Origin of the sequence: Providencia sp. PROV200 (assembly GCF_049901995.1) — a bacterium.
In the GTDB taxonomy this organism is placed as follows: domain Bacteria; phylum Pseudomonadota; class Gammaproteobacteria; order Enterobacterales; family Enterobacteriaceae; genus Providencia; species Providencia rettgeri_E.
The window spans coordinates 3,904,173-3,928,709 of sequence record NZ_CP096307.1; the positions used below are offsets into that span (position 1 = coordinate 3,904,173).

Annotated in this window: 23 protein-coding genes and 2 tRNA genes; 3 read left to right on the forward strand and 22 right to left on the reverse strand. The window is 44.3% G+C overall.

Annotated features, from left to right (window positions below; all coding sequences use genetic code 11):
- Positions 1-2: 2 nt before the first annotated feature.
- Positions 3-719, forward strand: coding sequence for a two-component system response regulator BtsR (btsR, locus tag M1E86_RS18015; protein ID WP_213913370.1), 717 nt, complete (start codon positions 3-5; stop codon positions 717-719).
- A gap of 4 nt (positions 720-723) precedes the next feature.
- On the opposite strand, the gene M1E86_RS18020 is transcribed toward btsR, so the two are convergent.
- From M1E86_RS18020 to rlmE, 18 genes are all read right to left on the reverse strand, one after another.
- A complete protein-coding gene (locus M1E86_RS18020) occupies positions 724-1,053 on the reverse strand; it encodes a helix-turn-helix domain-containing protein (protein ID WP_004905885.1) in 330 nt (109 codons plus the stop codon).
- On the reverse strand, positions 1,043-1,477 hold the full coding sequence (locus M1E86_RS18025) for a type II toxin-antitoxin system RelE/ParE family toxin (RefSeq protein WP_096864327.1): 435 nt from the start codon (positions 1,475-1,477) through the stop codon (positions 1,043-1,045). The genes M1E86_RS18020 and M1E86_RS18025 overlap by 11 nt, the downstream gene beginning before the upstream one ends.
- Positions 1,478-1,585: 108 nt before the next feature.
- Complete coding sequence (locus M1E86_RS18030) at positions 1,586-3,505, reverse strand: DEAD/DEAH family ATP-dependent RNA helicase (protein ID WP_213913371.1); 1,920 nt, start codon at positions 3,503-3,505, stop codon at positions 1,586-1,588.
- A 170-nt stretch (positions 3,506-3,675) separates the two neighbouring features.
- Positions 3,676-4,593: a lipoprotein NlpI gene (gene nlpI / locus M1E86_RS18035; protein WP_254879849.1), complete on the reverse strand. Its 918-nt coding sequence runs from the start codon at positions 4,591-4,593 to the stop codon at positions 3,676-3,678.
- 93 nt (positions 4,594-4,686) lie between these two features.
- The gene (pnp, locus tag M1E86_RS18040) at positions 4,687-6,810 is read right to left on the reverse strand and encodes a polyribonucleotide nucleotidyltransferase (protein ID WP_125890669.1); all 2,124 of its coding nucleotides are present in this window, start codon (positions 6,808-6,810) and stop codon (positions 4,687-4,689) included.
- A gap of 280 nt (positions 6,811-7,090) precedes the next feature.
- A complete protein-coding gene (rpsO, locus tag M1E86_RS18045) occupies positions 7,091-7,360 on the reverse strand; it encodes a 30S ribosomal protein S15 (protein WP_004905890.1) in 270 nt (89 codons plus the stop codon).
- Between the two features lie 112 nt (positions 7,361-7,472).
- The gene (gene truB / locus M1E86_RS18050; RefSeq protein WP_125890670.1) at positions 7,473-8,426 is read right to left on the reverse strand and encodes a tRNA pseudouridine(55) synthase TruB; all 954 of its coding nucleotides are present in this window, start codon (positions 8,424-8,426) and stop codon (positions 7,473-7,475) included.
- The gene (gene rbfA / locus M1E86_RS18055) at positions 8,426-8,836 is read right to left on the reverse strand and encodes a 30S ribosome-binding factor RbfA (protein ID WP_125890671.1); all 411 of its coding nucleotides are present in this window, start codon (positions 8,834-8,836) and stop codon (positions 8,426-8,428) included. Before rbfA ends, truB begins: the two co-directional genes overlap by 1 nt.
- A gap of 86 nt (positions 8,837-8,922) precedes the next feature.
- Positions 8,923-11,685 (reverse strand): translation initiation factor IF-2, encoded by a 2,763-nt coding sequence (gene infB / locus M1E86_RS18060; protein WP_426099193.1) that lies wholly within the window; start codon positions 11,683-11,685, stop codon positions 8,923-8,925.
- A gap of 23 nt (positions 11,686-11,708) precedes the next feature.
- A complete protein-coding gene (gene nusA, locus M1E86_RS18065) occupies positions 11,709-13,217 on the reverse strand; it encodes a transcription termination factor NusA (protein ID WP_125890673.1) in 1,509 nt (502 codons plus the stop codon).
- A 23-nt stretch (positions 13,218-13,240) separates the two neighbouring features.
- A complete protein-coding gene (gene rimP, locus M1E86_RS18070; RefSeq protein ID WP_125890674.1) occupies positions 13,241-13,693 on the reverse strand; it encodes a ribosome maturation factor RimP in 453 nt (150 codons plus the stop codon).
- A gap of 252 nt (positions 13,694-13,945) precedes the next feature.
- Positions 13,946-14,022: transfer RNA gene (locus M1E86_RS18075), tRNA-Met, on the reverse strand.
- Positions 14,023-14,081: 59 nt separating this feature from the next.
- Positions 14,082-14,171, reverse strand: a tRNA-Leu gene (locus tag M1E86_RS18080).
- Positions 14,172-14,286: 115 nt separating this feature from the next.
- A complete protein-coding gene (gene secG, locus M1E86_RS18085; RefSeq protein ID WP_125890675.1) occupies positions 14,287-14,631 on the reverse strand; it encodes a preprotein translocase subunit SecG in 345 nt (114 codons plus the stop codon).
- A gap of 220 nt (positions 14,632-14,851) precedes the next feature.
- Positions 14,852-16,189 carry a phosphoglucosamine mutase gene (gene glmM, locus M1E86_RS18090; protein WP_125890676.1) on the reverse strand — a complete coding sequence of 446 codons (1,338 nt, stop codon included), beginning with the start codon at positions 16,187-16,189 and terminating at the stop codon, positions 14,852-14,854.
- 4 nt (positions 16,190-16,193) lie between these two features.
- Entirely contained in the window at positions 16,194-17,030 is an 837-nt protein-coding gene (folP, locus tag M1E86_RS18095; protein WP_125890677.1) for a dihydropteroate synthase, read from the reverse strand.
- A 67-nt stretch (positions 17,031-17,097) separates the two neighbouring features.
- Complete coding sequence (ftsH, locus tag M1E86_RS18100; protein ID WP_213913372.1) at positions 17,098-19,089, reverse strand: ATP-dependent zinc metalloprotease FtsH; 1,992 nt, start codon at positions 19,087-19,089, stop codon at positions 17,098-17,100.
- Positions 19,090-19,146: 57 nt separating this feature from the next.
- Positions 19,147-19,776, reverse strand: coding sequence for a 23S rRNA (uridine(2552)-2'-O)-methyltransferase RlmE (gene rlmE / locus M1E86_RS18105; RefSeq protein WP_102138213.1), 630 nt, complete (start codon positions 19,774-19,776; stop codon positions 19,147-19,149).
- 135 nt (positions 19,777-19,911) lie between these two features.
- Between rlmE and yhbY the strand changes: the two genes are divergently transcribed.
- Positions 19,912-20,205, forward strand: a complete 294-nt coding sequence (gene yhbY, locus M1E86_RS18110; RefSeq protein ID WP_004905914.1) for a ribosome assembly RNA-binding protein YhbY — start codon at positions 19,912-19,914, stop codon at positions 20,203-20,205.
- Between the two features lie 118 nt (positions 20,206-20,323).
- Here yhbY and greA read toward each other — a convergent pair whose 3' ends face one another.
- On the reverse strand, positions 20,324-20,800 hold the full coding sequence (gene greA / locus M1E86_RS18115) for a transcription elongation factor GreA (protein WP_125890678.1): 477 nt from the start codon (positions 20,798-20,800) through the stop codon (positions 20,324-20,326).
- 244 nt (positions 20,801-21,044) lie between these two features.
- Here greA and dacB point away from each other — a divergent pair, with 244 nt between their 5' ends.
- Positions 21,045-22,493 carry a serine-type D-Ala-D-Ala carboxypeptidase gene (gene dacB, locus M1E86_RS18120; RefSeq protein ID WP_213913373.1) on the forward strand — a complete coding sequence of 483 codons (1,449 nt, stop codon included), beginning with the start codon at positions 21,045-21,047 and terminating at the stop codon, positions 22,491-22,493.
- Positions 22,494-22,553: 60 nt separating this feature from the next.
- On the opposite strand, the gene cgtA is transcribed toward dacB, so the two are convergent.
- The 3 genes from cgtA to rplU all read right to left on the reverse strand — a co-directional run bounded on the left by cgtA (position 22,554) and on the right by rplU (position 24,480).
- On the reverse strand, positions 22,554-23,729 hold the full coding sequence (gene cgtA / locus M1E86_RS18125; RefSeq protein ID WP_125890680.1) for an Obg family GTPase CgtA: 1,176 nt from the start codon (positions 23,727-23,729) through the stop codon (positions 22,554-22,556).
- Between the two features lie 165 nt (positions 23,730-23,894).
- Complete coding sequence (gene rpmA / locus M1E86_RS18130; protein ID WP_004905922.1) at positions 23,895-24,152, reverse strand: 50S ribosomal protein L27; 258 nt, start codon at positions 24,150-24,152, stop codon at positions 23,895-23,897.
- A 19-nt stretch (positions 24,153-24,171) separates the two neighbouring features.
- A complete protein-coding gene (gene rplU / locus M1E86_RS18135; RefSeq protein WP_004905925.1) occupies positions 24,172-24,480 on the reverse strand; it encodes a 50S ribosomal protein L21 in 309 nt (102 codons plus the stop codon).
- Positions 24,481-24,537 lie beyond the last annotated feature (57 nt).

A 24,537-nucleotide genomic window follows, 5' to 3' on the forward strand; every position in this document is an offset into this window, starting at 1 on the left:
CTATGAATGTATTGATTGTTGATGATGAACCTCTGGCACGTGAAAACGTGCGTTGCCTACTAGAAGAACACGATGATATTGAAATTATCGGTGAATGCGCCAATGCAATTGAAGCGATTGGGGTCATTCACAAAAAAAAGCCTGATGTGGTTTTTCTGGATATTCAAATGCCACGCTTAACAGGCCTTGAAATGGTGCGCATGTTAGATCCAGAAGACCGTCCCTATATTGTCTTTCTTACCGCTTTTAATGAATTTGCCATTCAGGCTTTTGAAGAGCATGCATTTGATTACTTATTGAAGCCTCTTGAAACAGAACGATTGGAAAAAACCTTGAACCGCCTACGTCAAGGTAAGCAAAAACAGAACCTTGAACTTCTAGTCAATAACGAACCACTAAAATTTATTCCATGCACGGGACATAGCCGAATTTACTTGATGAAGCTTGATGAAGTGCTATATGCCACTTCGCGGATGAGCGGTGTGTATGTAATGAGCACACAAGGGCAAGAAGGCTTTACTGAGCTCACCTTGCGCACATTAGAAATGCGCACACCATTAGTGCGCTGCCATCGCCAATATTTGGTCAATATGACTCAGTTAAATGAAATTCTGTTTGGCGACGGTGGACAAGCCGAGTTGGTACTCAGTTCCGGTGAACATATACCTGTCAGCCGCCGTTACCTCAAGCCACTAAAAGAGGCATTGGGTTTAGTTTGAGTGGTTAAATAATTAAAATCTCTGGCCCTCGCTGCTCTATAAGATGTAGCATTCTTAGAGCTGGGCCACTGGGTTTTTTTTCTTCTCTTTCCCACTTAGATACGCTTTCCTTAGACATGCCCAGCGCTAAAGCTAACATGGCTTGTGACATTCCATATTGAGCACGGAGTTGTTTGATTTGCGCACCGCTCATCATAGGTACTACCTTGATTTTATTATTTATTTTACGATTTCCAACCTTCTGTTCTAAATCAGTAACTAAACTTTTTGGTGCAGCATCAACCTGATGTAACTCTTTCGCTAGCTCAAGCATGTTTTCTAGTTTATTGCTCATCAGTAAGCTCCTCCAAAATATTATGTAAAACTAAATCAGCAATTTTATCATCCGTATAATTAAGAAAAAGTCGAGATAAATTCTTATACGCATCTAGTTCATCATCTTCAATTTCTTTTACTCCTTTAGCAGCTATATTGCATTTCTCCCAACCATCGGCAAAAAAGAGATGATGGCTAACTTTGAAGAATATAATAACCCTGACCCCACCACTTTTCCCTTTTCCATTAATGGCAATCCTTTTTTTAATTACACCACTTCCTAAGTCTGCTTCATAAACCCCCGCTAAGACTTCATTTGCAGCCTTAAGCAAGTGTTTATCCATTATCTTAATTTTTTTGGTGCTTCGCTTAAATGAGGAAATTTTATAGAACGCCACAACTACTCTCCATGTAGTACCTATTACTATAGTAGCAAGTGCCATTTTTGAAGACAATATATATTGCTCATTTTTAAAACAACAAAAAACCCGCATTTCCAAGAAATGCGGGTTTTCATTTTATTAGGGAATAACTTCCCTAAAACCTAGCAATTACGCGTTATGGCTGCTGCTACGACGACGAGGTGCTGCATTAGTGCCATCTTGGCGTGGTGCAGAGTTACCACGGTCACGGTTACCACCGCCACGACGTTCACTGCCGCCACGACGTTCACCACCACGGTCATTACGACGACCTGCACCGAAACCACCTTCGCTGCCGCCATCACGACGACCACCACCACGACGCTCACCCCCGCCGCGACGTTCGAACGGTTGTGCATCACCGATCAGCTGCATTTGAGTTGGTTTATTCAAAATGCGTGCGCGACTTAAATGCGTTAACACGTCAGTTGGCATGCCTTTTGGTAATTCAATTGTCGAATGTGTTCCGTACAATTTGATATTACCGATATAACGGCTGCTGATATCCGCTTCATTAGCAATCGCACCAACAATGTGACGAACTTCCACACCATCATCACGGCCAACTTCAATACGGTACATTTCCATATCACCCACATCACGACGCTCACGACGTCCGCCACGCTCACCACGTTCTGCACGGTCAAAACCATTGCCGTTGCTGTTGCGGCGATCACCACGGCGATCATCGCGATCATTAAATTCACGACGTGGACGACGTGGCGCATCTGGTGGCAGGATCAGAGCACGTTCACCTTGTGCCATTTTCAGTAATGCTGCGGCTAAAGTTTCCATATCCACATCTTCTGATGGAGACATTTTCGCTAACAGTGAACGATATTGGTCTAAATCACTGCTTTCTAATTGCTGTTGAATTTTCTCAGCAAATTTCGCCTGACGACGTTGGCTCAGCAGATCTGCATCTGGCAATTCAACTTCAGGGATAGTCAGTTTCATCGTGCGTTCAACGTTTCGCAGCAGACGACGTTCACGGTTCTCAACGAACAGTAACGCACGACCTGCACGGCCTGCGCGGCCTGTACGCCCAATACGGTGAACGTAAGACTCAGCATCCATTGGGATGTCATAGTTAACAACTAGACTAATACGCTCAACGTCCAGGCCACGCGCTGCAACGTCAGTTGCGATCAAAATATCTAAACGACCATCTTTTAAGCGCTCTAAAGTTTGCTCACGCAGTGCTTGGTTCATGTCACCATTCAGTGCCGCACTGTTGTAGCCATTGCGTTCTAACGTTTCAGCCACTTCTAATGTTGCATTTTTGGTACGCACGAAAATAATCGCGGCATCGAAGTCTTCAGCTTCTAAGAAACGCACTAATGCTTCGTTTTTGCGCATGCCATACACAGTCCAATAGCTCTGAGCAATGTCTGGACGAGTGGTAATGCTAGCCTGAATACGAATTTCTTTCGGGTCTTTCATAAAACGACGTGTAATACGACGAATTGGCTCAGGCATTGTTGCAGAGAACAGCGCAGTTTGGTGCTCAGCTGGAATTTGGCTCATGATGTTTTCAACATCTTCAATGAAGCCCATACGCAGCATTTCATCAGCTTCGTCTAAAACTAAGCCTTTTAATTTAGAAAGATCTAACGTGCCACGTTTTAAGTGATCAAGGAGGCGACCCGGTGTACCCACAACAATTTGTGGCCCTTGGCGCAGTGCACGTAATTGTACGTCATAACGTTGACCACCATACAGGGCAACAACGTTAACGCGGTTCATATGTTTAGAGAAATCGCTCATTGCTTCCGCTACCTGAACAGCCAACTCACGAGTTGGTGCCAGTACTAAAATTTGCGGAGCTTTTAAATCTGGGTCGATGTTATGCAGCAATGGCAAACTGAATGCAGCCGTTTTACCGCTACCCGTTTGTGCCATACCTAAAACATCATTGCCATCCATTAACAATGGAATACATTGTTGCTGGATTGGAGATGGTTTTTCGTATCCCAGGTCATTTAGTGCTGTCAAAATAGATGCTGATAAACCTAACTCAGCAAAAGAAATATCGGTCTCAGTAGTCATGTAAAGGTGCCTCATACTTAATGGCAGCCAGTTTACATAACCATGGGAAAATCATTTCGGTCATTTTCATTTAAAATGTGAACTGGCTCAAATTGTGTTTATTAAACGAACAAATAGGCCGTCACCCCTAAGGATGATGACTTAAAAAAATATTGTGAAATGTTCGTCAGCTATTGCTGGCCCGATTCTAAAAGGTCGTCTTGTTCTTGGCCTAACAGCGCCAATTCCAACAATGCATAGCGGTGTTCAACAAAGCTGTGAGCGTTGTTAGCCACCGTCAGTTTGAATAACGCAGCTGCGCTATTCTTATCCCCCAGACTTAGGTAATGCTTACCTAAATAGAAGTTAGTTTCACTGAGATGCTCAGCGAGCGAAGTGTTATCCGTAGATGTTTCTTTCAAACGCTCCATCAATGTCGTTTCACTGATATTGCCAAGATAGAATTCTACGATATTCCAGCCCCATTGCCCTTTCTCCGCTTGGTTGTAGCGGGCGGCAAGATTATCTTGCGCCATACGCGGGTCTATGTCTTTCTCTACGAGATAAAGCCACAGAGTACGAAAAGGATCATTTGGATCTATCTGATAATACGCCAGCAGATCATCCTGCGCTAGTTTGTACCGTTCACCGTAATATAATGCGATGCCACGGTTCATTCGCGCGAAATTGTAAGTTGGATCAAGCTCTAAAACAGAATCAAACGCTTCATAGGCAGCATCATAATTCCCTGCCTGCGTAAAATATATTCCTAAAAAATTAAAAACTTCAGGAATATCAGGACGAATGGCTAACGCAGTTGAAAAATCATTACGTGCCAGCGCCCTTAAACCTAGACTATCATACAACACACCGCGCTCATATAAAAGCTGTGCGTATTCATCATCGGTTAAAGACCGGCTCGCAAGGATTTGTTCCATACGAGCCAGTATCACTTCTTGTTGCAATGAAGGTTGAAGTGGAACGGCAAATACCTCGTTCTTTCGCCAATCTTTGCTACTACATCCAATAATAACAAAAAAGATAAGCGCCAAGAGTACACGCGGTAACGTGCAATAATCTCTCACCCGAAGACAGATACTGTTCAACATACTCCGCCCTTACATTACCACGCTTTACAAATTATGGTTTCAGCAAATTTAGGCTGATAGCGCCCTAACTTAATAGAGCGCTGTTAGGTCAGCTTACTCTGCTGAGTCCTGCGGTTGCGCTGCTGGCTCTTCAGTTGCTACCGCTTCTTTCATGCTAAGACGGATACGGCCTTGACGGTCGATTTCCAAGACTTTAACAGGAACTTCTTGACCCATTTGCAGGTAATCAGTCACTTTCTCAACACGTTTGTCCGCGATTTGAGAAATATGAACCAGACCTTCTTTGCCACCACCGATAGCAACAAATGCACCAAAGTCGACGATACGAGTGACTTTACCTGGGTAAATGCGGCCTACTTCAACTTCTGCAGTAATGTCTTCAATACGACGAATCGCTTCTTTCGCTTTTATGCCATCCGTTGCTGCAATCTTCACAGTACCGTCATCTTCGATTTCGATTGTTGTGCCTGTTTCTTCCGTTAACGCACGGATCACAGAACCACCTTTACCGATGACATCTTTAATTTTGTCTGGATTGATGCGGATAGTGTAAATACGTGGAGCAAATTCAGAGATTTCTTCACGTGGACCATTGATGGCTTGTTCCATCGTGCCAAGAATGTGCAAACGAGCACCTTTTGCTTGGTTTAATGCAACTTGCATGATCTCACTTGTGATACCTTCGATTTTGATATCCATTTGCAGTGCGCTGATACCTTCACGGCTACCCGCTACTTTAAAGTCCATATCACCTAAGTGGTCTTCATCACCTAAAATATCGGACAGAACAACGAAGTCGTTGCCTTCTTTTACCAAGCCCATTGCGATACCCGCAACCGCAGCTTTAATCGGTACACCTGCATCCATCAGTGCTAATGACGCACCACAAACCGACGCCATTGAAGATGAACCGTTAGATTCAGTAATCTCAGACACCACACGTACTGTGTATGGGAAATCTGCGTGGTCAGGCATAACCGCTAACACACCGCGTTTCGCTAAACGGCCATGGCCGATTTCACGACGTTTTGGTGAGCCAACCATGCCAGTTTCACCAACAGAGTATGGAGGGAAGTTATAGTGGAACAAGAAACGGTCAGTGTACTCGCCCATTAATTGGTCGATAACCTGTGCATCACGCTCTGTACCTAATGTTGCAGTCACTAACGCCTGAGTTTCACCACGAGTGAACAACGCAGAACCGTGAGTACGAGGCAGAACACCAGTACGTACATCCAGTGCACGGACCATATCTTTTTCGCGGCCATCAATACGTGGCTCACCACGAATAACACGGCTACGAACCACTTGTTTTTCTAAGTTAGCTAAAATATCAGCCACTTCAGAAACATCAACGTTTTCATCTTCAGCAACTAATACCGCAGTGACTTCTTCTTTGATTAAGTCAACTTGTGCGTAACGTTCTTGTTTCTCAGTAATGCGGTAGGCATCACCCATACGGCTTTCAGCTAATGCCGCGACACGGTCATTAAGAGCTTGATTAACTGGCTCTGGCTGCCAATCCCATTTCTCTTTACCGGCTTCTTTCACTAACTCATTGATATTCTGAATAACAATTTGCTGTTGATCGTGGCCAAATACCACCGCACCTAACATTTGTTCTTCACTTAACAAATCAGCTTCAGATTCAACCATTAATACTGCGTTATCAGTACCTGCAACCACTAAATCTAAACGGCTGTTTTTCAGTTCGTCTGCTGTTGGGTTCAGAACATATTGGTCATTGATAAAACCAACACGAGCCGCCCCAATAGGGCCATTGAATGGAACACCAGACAGCGCTAATACCGCAGATGCGCCGATCATCGCAACGATATCAGGGTTAACTTGTGGGTTAACAGAGACAACGGTCGCAATGATTTGAATTTCGTTGTAAAAACCTTCTGGGAACAGAGGACGTAGAGGACGGTCAATCAAACGTGCGATTAATGTTTCGCCTTCACCAGGACGACCTTCACGACGGAAGAAACTGCCTGGGATGCGGCCTGCTGCATATGTACGTTCTTGATAGTTAACCGTTAAAGGGAAGAAGTCTTGGCCTTCTTTCACTTTTTTCTGTGCAACCGCAGTAACAAATACTGCAGTGTCATCCATGTTAACCATAACAGCTGCAGATGCTTGGCGTGCAATCATACCTGTTTCAATCGAAACAGTATGTTGACCATATTGGAATTTACGAACAATAGGATTTAACACTATATTACCCTTTTTGTAAGGCCCCTTGAGATTCTCAGGGAGCATTGGCTTACTCTTCCTACTACAGCCTCGCGACTAATGAGAATACTGATATTCCTGTAATCAATTCTCTCATTAGCCGCGCGAATCGGATGTAGTGAAGAGGCATAAATAAAAACAACTTACTACGATTTACAGCTTAGCATTTAAGTTAAGTATAATTCGAGTATTACTTCAACTTTCAAAATAACTTTTAGAAGAAAAGGGGCCATTTGGCCCCTTTCCTCTGAAACTGACAAGATTAGCGACGCAGACCTAAACGCTCGATAAGAGCAGTGTAGCGCGCGATATCTTTACCTTTCAAGTAAGCTTGTAAGCGACGACGCTGAGCAACCATACGCAGCAGACCACGACGGCTGTGGTGATCTTTTTTGTGCTCTGCAAAGTGGCTTTGCAGGTGGTTGATTTGTGCAGTCAGCAGAGCGATTTGAACTTCGCTTGAACCAGTGTCATTTTCACCGCGGCCGAACTCAGCAACGATTTTAGCTTTCGCTTCATTACTTAGAGACATAATAAACTCCAAAATGATTAATGTAAGTGATGAGAGCCAATCTCTAATTTAGCATCTCAAGATTAAGCGCCGCTATTCTACGCTGCTTAAGGCAGCAAAGCAATAAGCGCCACTATGCGGACGGTTCATTTTCCACGACCAAACGCTTCGGTGCAAGTCGGCCATCTTCGCTGATAAGAGCAATACCGATAAATCGTTGCGCTTCACCGCAAGTGACACGTACCATACAACCCTCTTCAAGGGCTTGGACTGCGGCTCTCACAGGTTGACCCTGTTTGAAATAAGCCGCTGTTTCTTCTGTAATATTTACTGCTGGAAAATGAACAACTGCGGTATCCATTGGCAATAATAAAGCGTCAAGCAAAGACTCAAAAGAACCTTCACCCTCATCGACTTTTGCCCGTAAAGCGGCTAGTTGCTCCAATGTTACCATTCGCTCATAAGGATAGTTAGCCACTTGCACTCGACGCAGGTAAATGACATGCGCACCACAGCCTAACATCTCACCTAAATCATCGATAATTGTACGAATATAGGTGCCTTTAGAGCAGTGTATTTCCAGTTCTAATTCATTATTTTCTAAACGAATAAACTGTAATTCATACACTGTAATTGGACGAGCTTCACGTTCAACGGTAATACCTTTACGCGCATATTCATACAATGGACGACCTTGGTGTTTCAACGCTGAATACATTGAAGGAACTTGTAATGTATCACCACGGAAAAATTCTAAAGCATCATCCAGTTGCTGCTGTGTAAACTCTACGTTACGCTCACTGATAATTTCGCCATGTGAATCTGACGTATCAGTACGCTGCCCAAGACGAGCAATGACGCGATAACGTTTATCTGAATCGAGTAAAAACTGGGAAAATTTCGTCGCTTCGCCGAGACAAACAGGCAACATACCGGTTGCGAGAGGGTCAAGTGCCCCTGTGTGCCCAGCTTTGTTGGCATTAAAAAAGCGCCGCACTTTCTGCAGCGCATCATTTGAAGAAATATCCGTGGGTTTATCCAGCAGCACTACACCGTCAATATTACGGCCGCTACGACGACGCCCCATTATTTTTCCTCTTTACTATCTGTATCAGCACGACGCTCTTCGTCATGGCGAATGACATTCGATACCAAGTTAGACATACGCATACCATCGACTAATGAGTTATCATATTCGAACGTTAACTCAGGAATGATACGTAAGCGCATCGCTTTCCCAATTAATGAACGAATGAAACCCGCTGCTTCATTTAATGCTTTGATACCATCAGCAACCATCTCTTCTTCGCTTTTATCGTTCGCGATATTAAAGAAAGTCACAAAGACTTTACCGTATGCAAGATCGCGAGATAACTCAACACCTGAAACAGTCGCCATACCAATGCGCGGATCTTTAATCTCACGCTGTAAAATGATCGCAATTTCTTTTTGCATCTCTTGCGCAACGCGCTGAGCTCGGCTGAATTCTTTTGCCATCGTCATGTCTCCTGACAATAAAGGGGGCAATCGCCCCCTTATTAACACTATTTTGTAGTCACGATGCTTCGTGGGTTCTCACAAAATTAACCGTCGATAGAACGCTTAACTTCAATGACTTCGAAGACTTCGATCATATCGCCAACGCGAACGTCGTTGTAGTTCTTAACGCCGATACCACATTCCATACCGTTACGAACTTCACTGACGTCATCTTTGAAGCGACGCAGTGATTCTAACTCACCTTCGTAGATAACAACGTTATCACGTAATACGCGGATTGGGTTATTACGTTTGATGGTGCCTTCAGTAACCATACAACCAGCAACTGCACCGAATTTTGGTGATTTAAACACATCACGGACTTCTGCAAGACCAATGATTTGCTGTTTGTATTCAGGCGCTAACATACCGCTCATCGCTTGTTTGATTTCATCAATCAAGCTATAGATAACAGAGTAGTAGCGTAAGTCAACGCTTTCACTTTCAATGACACGACGTGCAGAAGCATCAGCACGGACGTTAAATCCTAAAATGATAGCATTCGATGCCGCTGCTAATGTTGCGTCAGTTTCAGTGATACCACCAACACCAGAACCGATGATTTTAATTTTAACTTCATCAGTCGACAGCTTCATTAGAGAGTCAGTAATCGCTTCACAAGTACCTTGAACGTCGGTTTTCAGAACGATGTTCAGCTCAGAAACTTTACCTTCTTCCATGTTAGCAAACATGTTTTCCAGTTTAGATTTCTGCTGACGAGCGAGTTTAACATCACGGAATTTGCCTTGACGATACAGGGCAACTTCACGGGCTTTTTTCTCGTCGCGTACAACGGTCGCTTCATCACCTGCCGAAGGCACGTTAGATAAGCCTAAAATCTCAACAGGCATTGAAGGCCCTGCAGACTGAACGTCTTTACCTAATTCATTACGCATAGCACGAATACGACCGTATTCGAAACCACACAGGACGATATCGCCTTTGTTCAGTGTACCTTCTTGAACTAAGATTGTCGCAACTGGGCCACGACCTTTATCCAGATAAGACTCAACGACCACGCCACTCGCCATACCGGTATAAACCGCTTTAAGTTCTAATACTTCAGCTTGCAGCAACAGCGCATCAAGTAAATCGTCAATACCTGTACCCACTTTCGCAGATACACCAATAAATTGAGTATCACCGCCCCATTCTTCAGAAATAACACCGTACTGAGACAGTTCATTTCTAACGCGGTCTGGGTCAGCTTCTGGCTTATCAATTTTATTCACTGCAACTACGATTGGAACACCCGCTGCTTTTGCGTGCTGGATAGCTTCGATAGTTTGTGGCATTACACCATCGTCCGCTGCAACAACCAGTACAACGATATCCGTTGCCTGGGCACCACGAGCACGCATGGAAGTAAACGCGGCGTGACCTGGGGTATCTAAGAAGGTAATCATACCTTTGTCAGTTTGGACGTGATACGCACCAATGTGCTGAGTAATACCGCCCGCTTCACCTGACGCCACTTTCGTTGAACGAATGTAGTCAAGTAAAGAAGTCTTACCGTGGTCAACGTGACCCATGATGGTGACAACTGGTGCGCGAGGCTCTTGCGCTGCAGAACCAGTATCACGGTCATTCATTACTGATTCTTCTAACTCGTTCTCACGACGCAGAATCACTTTATGGCCCATTTCTTCTGCGACTAGCTGTGCAGTTTCTTGGTCAATCACTTGGTTGATAGTCGCCATTGCGCCCATCTTCATCATCGTTTTGATGACTTGAGAACCTTTTACTGCCATTTTATTAGCAAGTTCACCAACCGTGATTGTTTCACCAATCACAACATCACGGTTAACCGCTGCAGCTGGCTTAGTAAAGCTTTGTTGCAAAGAACTGCCTTTACGTTGTTTACCTTTACTGCGACCTGAACGGCCCGCGGCGCGTTCTTCTTCGCGATCTGCCTTTTCAGAAAGTTTATTACCTTTCTTTTGGCGAGGTGCTTTTGCAGTACGATTACGTGAACGACGGCCTTCTTCTTTCTCATCACTTTCATCTTCAGCCGCGCGAGCGTGCGTCGACGTTGTGGTGTGATAATCACTGTCTTCGTCAGTTTTCGTTTCAGCAGTCCACTTTTCACCGTTTTCTTCTGCCATTTTGCGTGCTTCTTCAGCTACGCGACGCGCTTCTGCTTCAACTTTGCGCTGAGTTTCTTCTTCAGCTTTACGTTTTAGCTCCGCAGCTTCAGCTTCACGGCGTTGTTTGTCGGCATTACTTTCTACAGCTTTGCCTGGTTTTTGTTGATTTTCGCTTGGTTTCACTTTTTCTCTTTCCGCTGCTTCGCGCGTAGCTTTATCTGCTGCTTCACGTTTTGCTTTCTCTTGGGCTTCACGTTTTGCCTTTTCTTCCGCTTCACGTTTAGCTGTTTCTTCTGCTAATCGTTTAGCTTCTGCTTGACGTTGTGCCAGTTCTTCAGCTTCGCGCTGTGCCTGCTCTTCCGCCTCACGCTGCGCCTGCTCTTCCGCCTCACGCTGCGCCTGCTCTTCCGCTTTTGCTTCTTCAGCATCACGGTTCACATAAGTGCGTTTTTTGCGGACTTCGACATTTACCGATTTGCTTTTGCCACCGGTGACGGGGACACTCAGCGTACTACGAGTTTTGCGCTGTAGTGTCAATTTGCTTGGCTGACCCGTTGCACCGCCTTGTTCACGGTTTAAATGGCTCAGTAAAGCTTCTTTTTCTGACTGGCTAACAGAGTCATTCTCACCTTTTTTGATCCCTGCTTCAGCAAATTGCTGTACCAGGCGATCAACTGTGGTTTGAATTTCCGTTGCCAATGTTTTTACAGTTTCTGTCATGCCGTTCCTTCCTGCTACAGTGTTTACGCATCGTTACCGAACCAGCAAATATTACGTGCGGCCATGATGAGCGTACCTGCTTTCTCATCATCCAGACCTTCAATATCAATCAGGTCGTCGATGCCCTGCTCAGCAAGATCTTCCAGTGTACAGATTCCACGTGTAGCCAAATTATAGGCAAGAGTATGATCCATACCTTCAAGATTCAACAAATCTTCTGCTGGCTGATTATCACCGAGGCTCTCTTTTTGAGCCAATTCTATTGTGGTGAGGGCCGCTTTCGCTCTTTCACGTAGAACTTCAACAGTCTCTTCATCAAGACCATCAATTTCCAGAAGTTCATTAATAGGCACGTAAGCCAGTTCTTCTAACGTCGAGAAGCCTTCTTCAACAAGTGCAGTGGCAAACTCTTCATCAATATCAAGATGCTTGGTGAATGTATCAATAGAAGCATGTGCTTCTGCCTGATGTTTTGCATTGAGCTCTTCTGCGGTCATGACATTTAATTCCCATTTGTCATCACCACGGTGTTTTTTCAGTAACTGAGCTGCCAGACGCACGTTTTGACCGTTACGCCCAATGGCTTGTGCCAAGTTACTACTTTCTACGGCAACATCCATCGTACATTTGTCTTCATCGACGACAATAGATGCAACATCAGCCGGAGCCATAGCATTAATAACGAACTGAGCTGGGTTATCATCCCATAACACAATATCAATTCTTTCGCCGCCTAGTTCACTAGAAACGGCTTGAACACGTGCGCCACGCATACCAACACAAGCACCAACTGGGTCAATACGCTTGTCATTAGTTTTTACTGCGATTTTTGCACGAGAACCTGGATCACGGGCAGCGGCTTTGATTTCAATAATTTCTTCGCCAATTTCTGGCACTTCAATGCGGAATAATTCAATCAACATTTCAGGGCGAGAACGCGTAACAAAAAGTTGTGCGCCGCGTGCTTCAGGACGAACATCATACAGGACTCCGCGGATACGGTCACCTGGACGGAAGTTTTCACGTGGCAACATATCTTCACGCAGAATAACCGCTTCCGCATTATTGCCTAAATCTAACGTGATATTTTCACGGTTCACTTTTTTTACCTGAGCAGTGATAATTTCACCTTGTTGCTCACGGAATTGGTCAACAACCATCGCACGTTCTGCTTCGCGCACTTTTTGCACGATAACTTGCTTAGCTGTTTGAGTGGTAATACGGTCAAATACAACAGACTCGATTTGGTCTTCGACATACTCTCCAAGCTGCAGCGCAGGATCTTCGTATTGAGCCGCTTCCAACGTAATTTCACGTGTTGGCATTGTGACTTCTTCCACAATTAACCAACGACGAAACGTGTCGAAATCACCTGATTTACGGTCAATTTCCACACGGACATCAATTTCTTGCTCGTATTTCTTTTTAGTCGCCGTCGCTAATGCAGTTTCCAGAGCCTCGAAGATTTTTTCACGAGGGAGGGATTTTTCGTTAGAAACCGCTTCTACAACAGCCAGAATTTCTTTATTCATCCTAGTTGCCTCATTGAACTTTATTAAAAGTGGGGTACCAAGTTAGCTTTCTGGATGTTGCCGAGGGCGAACACCTCATCCTTACCATCTACAGTAACCGTAATCATTTCACCGTCTATGGCCTTAATAATACCTTGCCACCTACGGCGGTTCTGCATTGCTATACGCAAAGTCAATGCTACCTCTTCACCCATAAAACGCTCGTAATGCGCAATTGTGAATAATGGGCGCTCAAGCCCTGGTGACGAGATTTCCAGGTTATAAATGACAGAAATTGGATCTTCAACGTCCAATACTGCACTGACCTGATGGCTGACATCAGCACAATCATCAACAGTGATGCCTTCTTCACTATCGATGAAGACACGCAGTGTCGATGTGCGACCACGGATAAACTCTAAGCCAACAAATTCAAAGCCTAGCGCCTCCACCGGTGCTGAAATCATCTCTGTTAATTTCTGTTCTAATGTGGACAAGGCCACCCCCAGACATAAAAAAAGGGCTATAAAAGCCCAGTTAATTCGATTGTCAAATAACAAAAAACCCCGAAATTCGGGGCTTTATGCAACTGGACCCTGTAGTGCACGGGTTCACCATATTCTTATTATACCTGTAAAATCTAGAGAAATCGATGAGAAATTTTGAGAGCTATTAGATAACTACACTTGATTACTACACCGGATAACTACTATAGACCACGATACTGACAAGGTATGTTGAATAAGAAATGGTTGCGGGAGCCGGATTTGAACCGACGACCTTCGGGTTATGAGCCCGACGAGCTACCAAGCTGCTCCATCCCGCGTTCGAAAACGTGTCATATTCTACACAGATAACCTGTAAATCACAAGCCATCTTAAATAATGGTGCCGAGGACGGGACTTGAACCCGTACGCCCGTTTTGTAGGCACTACCACCTCAAGGTAGCGTGTATACCAATTTCACCACCTCGGCACTGAGGCGAGGTTATCAATACTTAATCAATAACCTCAAATTTTAACTTCTTACTCATCGCTGAGTTTACTACTTAATGATGGCATTAGTCGCCTTCATTCGGGATCTTTCACACTTAACGAGGAATGTCGCTCGTTGGTGTAGCTGGTGCCGCCGGAACGTCTGTTGGTTGCTCGACTTTAGTAGGTTCACTAATGTTTTCCCACTTACTACCACTACCAGTTCCGTACTTGTTGGCAGTCATGTTGCCAAGTATTAAACTGATGATGAAAAACACAGCAGCCAAGATCCCAGTCATACGGGTCATGAAGTTACCTGAACCCGATGAACCAAACAGTGTTGCAGAAGCGCCCGCACCGAATGATGCTCCCATGTCAGCACCTTTACCTTGCTGTAACATGATCAGAGCAATAAGCCCGATAGCCGCTAGCAAGAATATAATTAAAAGAGCTACATACATTTGAGTTACCTATTCAGTTGCGGTGCATAGCGTAATGCTATGACCTTTATCACTGCACACCTACTCATTTCGACCGTGAAGAAACACTCTTACGGGATTGAGCAGGTGCGAATACTAACCAAAGCTGAGCAGACAAGCAAGTCTATTTTAACTCCATTTGATTATTTGCAGAAAAAAACAACAAATCATCAAAATATTGCTCAGCTTCCCCAATAACAACTTAGCCAGCTGCTTTTACAGCATCAGCAATGCGGTTTGCCATTGCAGTCACATCAGCTTCGTTTTCACCTTCAACCATGACTCGGATTAACGGTTCTGTTCCTGATTTTCTTAGTAACACACGACCTTTTCCTGCCAATTGTTTTTCAACCTCTTCGTTTGCAGCAACGACCCCATCACTCTGTAATGGGTCGTGTTGACCTTTGAAACGAACATTGACTAACACTTGAGGCAATAATTTCATGCCACTACATAAGTCATGCAAACTCATATGGTTGCGTACCATCGCACTTAATACCTGCAAGCCCGCAACAATACCGTCGCCGGTAGTCGTTTTATCTAATAAAATCACGTGACCTGAGTTTTCAGCCCCCATGCGCCAGCCTTTTTCCTGTAATTTTTCGAGCACATAGCGGTCGCCCACTTTTGCACGCTCGAAAGGAATTCCTAGCTGTTTTAGAGCGATTTCTAACCCCATATTACTCATTAATGTTCCCACTACGCCGCCTTTAAGCTGGCCTTGACGTAGCGCTTCACGAGCAATAATAAAGAGAATTTGATCACCATCGACTTTTTCACCGAGGTGGTCGACCATAATAATGCGGTCACCGTCACCATCAAATGCTAAACCGACGTGGGCTTTTTCTTCTAATACTTTTTGTTGTAGTTGACGAACATCCGTTGCACCACATTCTTCATTGATGTTGATCCCGTTCGGATCGCAACCAATAGTGATGACTTCAGCCCCTAATTCACGGAACACATTTGGTGCGATGTGGTACGTCGCTCCGTTTGCACAGTCAATCACAATCTTTAAACTCGCCAAACTTTGTTCGTTCGGGAATGTGCCTTTGCAGAATTCAATGTAACGTCCGGCAGCATCTACAATACGGTTTGCACGACCTAACTCAGCCGACTCAACGCAGGTAATCGGTTTTTCCATTTCAGCTTCAATGGCTTCTTCTACTTCATCTGGCAGCTTAGTTCCATCAATTGAGAAGAATTTAATCCCATTATCATAATATGGGTTATGAGATGCAGAAATCACAATCCCTGCTTCTGCACGGAAAGTGCGTGTTAAATAAGCGACTGCAGGGGTTGGCATTGGGCCTGTGAAAGAGGCAGATAGACCTGCTGCTGCTAAGCCCGCTTCTAATGAAGATTCCAACATATAGCCAGAAATACGCGTATCTTTACCAATGATAATTTTACGTGAGCCATGACGTGCAAGGACTTTTCCTGCCGCCCAACCTAATTTTAAAACAAAATCAGGGGTAATTGGGCTATCACCCACTTTGCCACGAATACCATCAGTACCAAAATATTTACGGTCGCTCATACGCTTATTTTTCCTTTTCTGACAGAGTCATCTGTACCACTTGCATCGCTTGCACGGTTTCTTTGACATCATGAACTCGAATGATGTGCGCACCTTGCATCGCAGCAATCACTGCACAAGTTAGGCTGCCGGCGAGGCGCTCTTGCGGTGGAACATTTAATAATTGTCCAATCATAGATTTACGTGACATCCCTGCCAATAGCGGTAGTCCGAAATTATGAAATTGTTCTAAGTTTGCCAATAACTGGTAATTATGCGACAAGTTTTTGCCAAAGCCAAAGCCTGGATCAAGGATAATTTGCTGTCTATCTATGCCTGCAGTCACGCATCGGGTGATTTCAGTGTTAAGATAGTCTTTTACTTCACGCACCACATTTTCATAATTCGGTGCTTCTTGCATTGTCCTTGGCTGACCTTGCATATGCATAATACATACGGGTAAACCTGTTTTCGCAGCGACGTCTAGTGCATCCGGCTCATGAAGCGAGCGAATATCATTGATGATATGCATGCCTGCATTTGCGGCTTCCGCCATGACTAGTGCTTTAGATGTATCGACTGAAATCCACACATCAAAACGTTGCGCTATCGCTTCAACCACAGGGATAACCCTATCAAGTTCCTCATTCACAGAAACTTCGGCAGCGCCAGGGCGGGTTGATTCGCCACCAATATCAATGATAGCCGCACCGTGTTGGACCATTTTGGCCACATGTTCAAGCGCATCCTGATAACGATTATGAGTGCCACCATCTGAAAATGAATCAGGAGTAACATTCAAAATCCCCATCACCTTAGGCGTTGATAAGTCAAGGACACTGCCTCTCGCTTTGATCTGCATTGTTATTTTTCCTTAACGAAAAAAAACCCCAGCGAACTGGGGTCTTCGTATTTTATTTCACGACCGCTTATTGTGGCTTGCTGTCGTTATTGCCTGATGGGTTTGATTCATCAGCATTATTACTATTATCTGTCTTATTTGCTTCTTCAGTACTGTTTTTCGGCTCTTCAGATTGAGGTTTTTCAGCTGCGTTTGCTGCACCTTTACCAAATGTACCGGTCACATTACTGACTTTTTTGTCTTCATCCCAACCTGCAGGCTCACGAACTGGCCGACGATTCATTAAATCATCAATCATTGGCATATCGATAGTTTCATATTTTAACAATGCATCTTTCGTTGCATGTAGAATATCGATATTGTCTTCCAACGTTTTGTAAGCCAGTTGGTAACAGTAGTCTAAAATCTTCTTAATTTCTTCATCAACAATACGTGCTGTTTCATCAGAAATTCCAGAACCATTACCTGAAGAACGACCTAAGAACGCAGGGCCCTCTTCTTTCGAGTATTGCATTGGACCTAAACGGTCTGAGAAGCCCCATTGCGTTACCATGTTACGTGCAGTATTGGTTGCGAACTGAATATCGGAAGAAGCCCCCGTAGTGACTTTATCACGCCCATAAATCAGTTCTTCGGCAATACGACCTGCATAGGCTGTCGCAATCATACCTTCAAGTTTCAAGCGACTACGACTAACTTCATCACCTTCAGGTAAAAAGAATGCTACACCCAGTGCTTGGCCACGAGGAACAATGGTAACTTTGTGAACAGGGTCATGTTCAGGCATTAAATGACCGACAATCATATGGCCACCTTCATGGTAAGCCGTTGATTCTTTTTGTTCTTCGGTCATCATCAGAGAGCGACGCTCTGCACCCATCCAAATTTTGTCACGCGCTTTTTCGAATTCCACCATGGAAACAACACGCATATTTGCACGTGCAGCAAATAATGCAGCTTCGTTAACCAAGTTCGCCAATTCAGCACCTGAGAAGCCCGGTGTTGCGCGTGCAAGAATGAAAGTATCCACATTTGGGTCGATAGGAACACGACGCATATGCACTTTCAGAATTTGTTCACGACCGCGAACGTCTGGTAAGCCAACGACTACCTGACGGTCAAAACGACCTGGACGTAATAAAGCAGGGTCAAGTACGTCAGCACGGTTAGTTGCTGCGATTACAATGATCCCCTCATTACCTTCGAAACCGTCCATCTCAACCAGCATTTGGTTCAGTGTTTGCTCACGCTCATCGTGACCACCACCAAGACCTGCACCACGTTGACGACCTACTGCATCGATCTCATCAATAAAGATGATACAAGGCGCTGCTTTTTTCGCTTGTTCGAACATATCACGAACACGAGAAGCACCAACCCCCACAAACATTTCCACGAAGTCTGAACCGGAAATAGTAAAGAATGGGACTTTAGCTTCACCTGCGATAGCCTTCGCCAGTAAGGTTTTACCTGTACCAGGAGGCCCTACCATCAGGACGCCTTTGGGAATTTTACCACCAAGTTTTTGGAAACGAGCAGGTTCACGCAGAAACTCTACGATTTCGCCCACTTCTTCTTTGGCTTCATCACACCCAGCAACGTCCGCAAATGTAGTTTTGATCTGATCTTCTGTCAGCATGCGGGCTTTACTTTTGCCAAATGACATTGCCCCCTTGCCGCCACCGCCTTGCATCTGGCGCATGAAGAAAATCCAGACACCAATCAACAGAAGCATTGGGAACCAGGAAATAAAAATAGATGTCAGTAAGCTAGGTTCTTCTGGTGGTTCACCAACAACCGTCACATGCTTATTCAGCAAAGTATCTAACAGCTTCTCATCCTGCATAGGAAGATAAGTTGTATAGCGGCTATTATCAGCCTTTCTGACGTTAAGTTCACGACCGGTGATACGAACTTCACGTACCTGATCCTGGGCTAACTCATTGATAAACGTTGAATAATCAACTCTGCGACTATTCGAATCGCTTGGGCCAAAACTCTGGAACAAGGACATCAGAACAACTGCGATGACTAACCAGAGAATCAGGTTTTTCGCCATGTCACTCAAGGGATTAACCTCATATTACAACTGTGTTAACAAATAACGCTCAGGGTACTATAGTTTTAGCCCTGTCGCTACAATGTATACTTCACGCGATCGTGCCCGCGAAGATTCAGGTTTACGAACTTTTACTTTCGTAAACAGGGAGCGGATATCCCTAAGGTAATCGTCAAAGCCTTCTCCCTGAAACACTTTAACAATGAAACTTCCCCCAGGAGCCAATACAGAACGGCACATATCCAATGCTAATTCAACTAGATACATAGAGCGAGGAATATCAACCGCTGGTGTCCCACTCATATTTGGCGCCATGTCAGACATGACCACCTGTACTTTTTTGTCGCCAACGCGTTCTAACAAAGCGGCGAGAACGGCTTCATCGCGAAAATCCCCTTGCAGGAAATCAACACCAACGATTGGGTCCATCGGCAATAAGTCACAAGCAATAACCCGCCCATTATGACCTATTTGGCTAACAACGTATTGCGACCAACCACCAGGGGCTGCTCCTAAATCAACAACGGTCATACCTGGTTTAAAAATTTTATCACCTTGCTGGATTTCCTCCAGCTTAAACCATGCACGTGAGCGTAGCCCTTTTTTTTGTGCTTGCTGAACATATTTATCACTAAAATGCTCTTGCAACCAGCGACTTGAGCTTGCCGAACGTTTTTTATTGGCCATTGTGCTTTCCAACTATACTAAAAGAACTTCACCTAACTTGCTGCTTCTTTACCACCAAAAAGATATAATTGATGGTGATAGATATCAGATGGCGGTAGAATAAGCCATTTTCAATACTAACCAAGCAAAAAATCAATGAATCTTAATAAAAAACAAATTCAGCACCTAAAAAGTCTCGCTCACCACTTAAACCCTGTTGTTATGATCGGCAACAATGGTTTAACCGAAGGTGTTTTAGCTGAGATTGAACTCTCATTAGCGCATCATGAGCTTATCAAAGTCAAGATCGCAGGCGAAGACCGCGATACTAAAAATTTGATCGCTGATGCGATTGTTCGCGAAACTGGTGCAGTAAATGTACAAATCATCGGTAAAATTCTTGTTATCTACCGTCCTTCGGCAGACCGCAAAATCATTTTACCTAAATAATCCCCCATCATTTATATAAAAATGCCATTGAAAGCATGTTTTATATGGTGAAAAAGGCCGCCTGCGGCCTTTTTCTTTAAATCAGGGAAATAATATAACCAATTCAGGCAAATAGGAATCAGATATACTCAACTTTAAGAATTTCGAACTCGACATCGCCACCTGGGGTTTTAATCGAGACCGCATCATCAACTTCTTTGCCTACTAAGCCGCGTGCTATCGGTGAGTTCACTGAAATCAGATTGATCTTAATATCGGCTTCATCATCACCAACAATACGATACGTTAGCTCTTCGTCAGTATCAACATTCAATACTGTTACCGTTGAGCCAAAGATAACGCGACCGTTATTGACCATTTTAGTGACATCGATCACTTGAGCGTGAGAAAGTTTACCTTCAATTTCTTGAATACGGCCCTCACAGAAACCTTGTTGCTCACGTGCTGCATGATATTCTGCATTTTCTTTTAAGTCACCGTGCTCACGCGCTTCCGCAATAGATGCAATAATTTCTGGGCGACGGACAGATTTAAGGAATTCAAGCTCTTCTCTTAGCTTATCCGCACCAAGTACCGTCATCGGGATCTGTTTCATTAATAAATACCTCGGTTCAATCCTATCTAAAAACAAGTATCTTCCTGATTTTGTAACAACAGTACACCGAACACCTACGTAAAACGGGGGTGTTCTAGTAAAAAAACGCAATCAGACTCATGTACTCATTTATCTTATCATAATGTACGCTATTTTAACTGAGACTTAATAACGGGTCACCGTTTACTTTCTTAGGCATTACACTTTAGTATGTATTATATGTCCACCCTAATGCGTGAAATATATGTCATTATTAACTTTAACCAGAAAATGGATAATCTCTTTAGGAATAACCTTAGCCAGTGCGCAAGCTCTAGCTATTCCTATTGATGAGTACAAACAATATTTACCTGATGGCACTAACCTTGCTCTGGTCGCGCAAAAAGTGGGAAGTAGTACTCCATTAATTGATTATAATGCGCAGCAAATGGCATTACCTGCAAGTACGCAGAAGGTTGTGACCGCTCTTGCTGCCCTGTTACAACTGGGGCCAGACTACCGTTTTATCACCAATTTTGAAACTGATGCAAAACTTAGCAACAACACGCTAACGGGTGATTTAGTGATCCGCTTCAGTGGTGACCCGACATTAACCCGCCAACAAATTCGCAATATGGCTAATGCATTAAAGCAGCTTGGGATCCATAAAGTGGATGGCGATCTCGTTGTTGATATTTCAGCTTTTACTAGCCATGACAAAGCACCCGGTTGGGTTTGGAATGATATGACCCAATGCTTTAGTGCGCCACCTGCAGCGGCTATTATTGACCGAAACTGTTTTTCCGTTTCTCTTTACCCCGCTGAAAAAGCAGGAGATTATGCATTCATTAAGGCGGCTAGTTTTTATCCTGTCAATATGTTCAGCGAAGTTAAAACATTAGCTAAAGGCTCCCCAGAAGCACGCTATTGCGAGCTTGATGTCGTCCCTGGTGAACTGAACCGCTACACCCTAACAGGTTGTTTAACTCAACGCAGTGACCCTCTACCACTTGCTTTTGCTGTACAAAACGGAGCGAGTTACTCTGGAGCGATTGTCAAAAATGAGTTAACCACCGCTGGCATTGAGCTAACAGGCCATGTAAAAAAACGTACATTCCAAGCACCTCAATCACAGGTATTAGTCAAAACTGAATCTAAGCCACTTCATGACTTGCTAAAAGTGATGCTAAAAAAATCCGATAATATGATAGCGGATACCGTTTTTCGTACTATTGGTCGAGAATATTATGGTGTTCCAGGAACTTGGCGGTCAGGATCTGACGCGGTAAGGCAAGTACTGAAGCAAAAAGCGGGGATCGACCTTGGCAATACCGTGATGGTTGATGGATCTGGTTTGTCCCGTCATAATTTGATCACGCCAGCAACGATGATGGAAGTTTTGCAATTTATCGCAAAAAACGATCAACAGCTTGATTTTATCTCCATGCTTCCGCTTGCAGGCCATGATGGCACATTGCGTTATCGCGGTGGCTTTGATGAGGCAGGAGTCAATGGTAAAGTTTCCGCCAAAACCGGGGCATTACAAGGGGTCTATAACCTCGCAGGCTTTATTACCACGGCGAGTGGGCAGCGAGTTGCCTTCGTGCAGTTTATTTCTGCGTATGCGGTACCACAAAACCAGCAGCGTACTCGTCGAGTTCCATTAGTACGGTTCGAAAGTCGCTTGTATAAAGATCTGTATCAGAAAAACTGATCACATCGCTTTTAGACATTAAAAAGGCGCTTTCGCGCCTTTTTACATTTCTAAGATAAACTATTTTTGGTAAATGATTTCGACACCTTCGTCGTCATCTTCATCCCAATCGTCATCCCAGTCATCATCAATATCATCAGCACCAGAAAGTTGCTCTTTGTGGTAGTCATCCCACATAAATTCAACTTTTTCAGGCTGCTGTGCATCTTCAGTGGTTGCCATATCACGCGGTTGAGTATTCATAAACTCCATGATATCCCAACACAGTGCTTTCACACCCTCGTGGTTAACCGCTGAAATCATGTAAAATTTATCTTCCCAGCCCATCGCTTTGGCAATTTCTGCTGCGCGCTCCGCTGACGCCTCTTCACCTAAAATATCAATCTTATTGAAGACTAACCAACGTGGTTTTGCTGCCAGCTTTTCACTGTATTTCTCTAACTCACTAATGATGATCTTCGCATTTTCGACAGGATCAGACTCATCGATAGGACAAATATCAACTAAGTGAAGCAAAACACGGCAGCGCTCTAAGTGTTTCAGGAATTGGATCCCAAGACCTGCACCTTCAGCTGCACCTTCGATCAACCCTGGAATATCGGCAACCACAAAGCTTTGTTCGTTATCCATACGCACAACGCCCAAGCTTGGGACTAAAGTGGTAAAGGGATAATCGGCAACTTTTGGCTTAGCGGCTGATACTGAACGAATAAATGTTGATTTACCCGCATTTGGCATACCAAGCATGCCCACATCCGCTAACAGCATTAACTCTAACAGTATTTCGCGGGTTTCCCCTTTTGTCCCCATTGTACGTTGACGTGGAGCACGGTTTACTGAAGATTTAAAACGAGTATTTCCAAGACCATGGAAACCGCCCTTAGCGACCATGTGACGTTGTTCGTGACGCGTCATGTCACAGAGTATTTCGTTAGTCCCTAAGTCGCGTACACGCGTTCCTACAGGCACTTTCACTGTGATATCTTGACCACGCTTGCCCGTGCATTCACGGCTCTGGCCATTTTGACCGCGCTCTGCACGAAATGATTTTTCAAAACGGTAATCGATTAACGTGTTGAGGTTTTCGTCCGCTTGTAAGTAAACGTCCCCACCATCGCCACCGTCACCACCGTCCGGTCCCCCTTTCGGGATGTATTTCTCACGGCGGAAGCTGACACAACCATTGCCACCATCTCCTGCCACGACCAATATTTTGGCTTCATCTACAAATTTCATAATTCTCTCTCCGCTTCTGAGCCGCATAACGCTGGATGGCTGTTCTACTCAGAGATGGTGCATCTTTAATACGTGTGTAGTTCATTAAAGATCAAATATCTGAATATAAAAAGCCCCGCAAAAGGTTTTTGCAGGGCTTTAATTCTGAATTAAAGGTCAGAAAACTTATTCAGCTTCGATGCTGATAAATTTACGATTGTTTGGACCTTTAACTTCAAATTTAACTTTACCGTCCGCTAATGCGAACAGAGTGTGGTCACGGCCACAACCTACGTTGTTACCTGCGTGGAACTTAGTACCACGTTGACGAACGATGATGCTACCTGCTAATACAGCTTCACCACCAAAACGTTTAACACCTAAACGTTTTGCTTCTGAGTCACGACCGTTACGAGTCGAACCACCAGCCTTTTTGTGTGCCATTAATCTGCTCTCCTAAATCTTAAGCGATGACAGTGATCTTAACATCAGTGAACCACTGACGATGACCCTGTTGTTTACGGCTATGTTTACGACGACGGAACTTGACGATTTTAACTTTTTCGCCACGACCGTGTGCAACCACTTCCGCTTTCACTTTAACGCCTTCAACGACAGGAGCACCGATTTGGATCTCATCGCCATTAGCAACCATTAGAACTTGATCAAATTCAACAGTTTCACCTGTTGCGATGTCCAGCTTTTCTAGGCGGACAGTTTGACCTTCGCTAACTCGGTGTTGTTTACCACCACTTTGGAAAACCGCGTACATATTAACTCCGCTTTCCGCGTACCCGTTAAATATTTCAATTCCAGAGCACGCTATAAA

Coding starts and splice junctions, on each gene's coding strand:
- btsR (WP_213913370.1), top strand. CDS start 3: ATGAATGTATTGATTGTTGATGATGAACCTCTGGCACGTGAAAACGTG.
- M1E86_RS18020 (WP_004905885.1), bottom strand. CDS start 1,053: ATGAGCAATAAACTAGAAAACATGCTTGAGCTAGCGAAAGAGTTACAT.
- M1E86_RS18025 (WP_096864327.1), bottom strand. CDS start 1,477: ATGGCACTTGCTACTATAGTAATAGGTACTACATGGAGAGTAGTTGTG.
- M1E86_RS18030 (WP_213913371.1), bottom strand. CDS start 3,505: ATGACTACTGAGACCGATATTTCTTTTGCTGAGTTAGGTTTATCAGCA.
- nlpI (WP_254879849.1), bottom strand. CDS start 4,593: ATGTTGAACAGTATCTGTCTTCGGGTGAGAGATTATTGCACGTTACCG.
- rpsO (WP_004905890.1), bottom strand. CDS start 7,360: ATGTCTCTAAGTAATGAAGCGAAAGCTAAAATCGTTGCTGAGTTCGGC.
- truB (WP_125890670.1), bottom strand. CDS start 8,426: ATGGGGCGTCGTCGTAGCGGCCGTAATATTGACGGTGTAGTGCTGCTG.
- rbfA (WP_125890671.1), bottom strand. CDS start 8,836: ATGGCAAAAGAATTCAGCCGAGCTCAGCGCGTTGCGCAAGAGATGCAA.
- infB (WP_426099193.1), bottom strand. CDS start 11,685: ATGACAGAAACTGTAAAAACATTGGCAACGGAAATTCAAACCACAGTT.
- nusA (WP_125890673.1), bottom strand. CDS start 13,217: ATGAATAAAGAAATTCTGGCTGTTGTAGAAGCGGTTTCTAACGAAAAA.
- secG (WP_125890675.1), bottom strand. CDS start 14,631: ATGTATGTAGCTCTTTTAATTATATTCTTGCTAGCGGCTATCGGGCTT.
- glmM (WP_125890676.1), bottom strand. CDS start 16,189: ATGAGCGACCGTAAATATTTTGGTACTGATGGTATTCGTGGCAAAGTG.
- folP (WP_125890677.1), bottom strand. CDS start 17,030: ATGCAGATCAAAGCGAGAGGCAGTGTCCTTGACTTATCAACGCCTAAG.
- ftsH (WP_213913372.1), bottom strand. CDS start 19,089: ATGGCGAAAAACCTGATTCTCTGGTTAGTCATCGCAGTTGTTCTGATG.
- rlmE (WP_102138213.1), bottom strand. CDS start 19,776: ATGGCCAATAAAAAACGTTCGGCAAGCTCAAGTCGCTGGTTGCAAGAG.
- yhbY (WP_004905914.1), top strand. CDS start 19,912: ATGAATCTTAATAAAAAACAAATTCAGCACCTAAAAAGTCTCGCTCAC.
- greA (WP_125890678.1), bottom strand. CDS start 20,800: ATGAAACAGATCCCGATGACGGTACTTGGTGCGGATAAGCTAAGAGAA.
- dacB (WP_213913373.1), top strand. CDS start 21,045: ATGTCATTATTAACTTTAACCAGAAAATGGATAATCTCTTTAGGAATA.
- cgtA (WP_125890680.1), bottom strand. CDS start 23,729: ATGAAATTTGTAGATGAAGCCAAAATATTGGTCGTGGCAGGAGATGGT.
- rpmA (WP_004905922.1), bottom strand. CDS start 24,152: ATGGCACACAAAAAGGCTGGTGGTTCGACTCGTAACGGTCGTGACTCA.
- rplU (WP_004905925.1), bottom strand. CDS start 24,480: ATGTACGCGGTTTTCCAAAGTGGTGGTAAACAACACCGAGTTAGCGAA.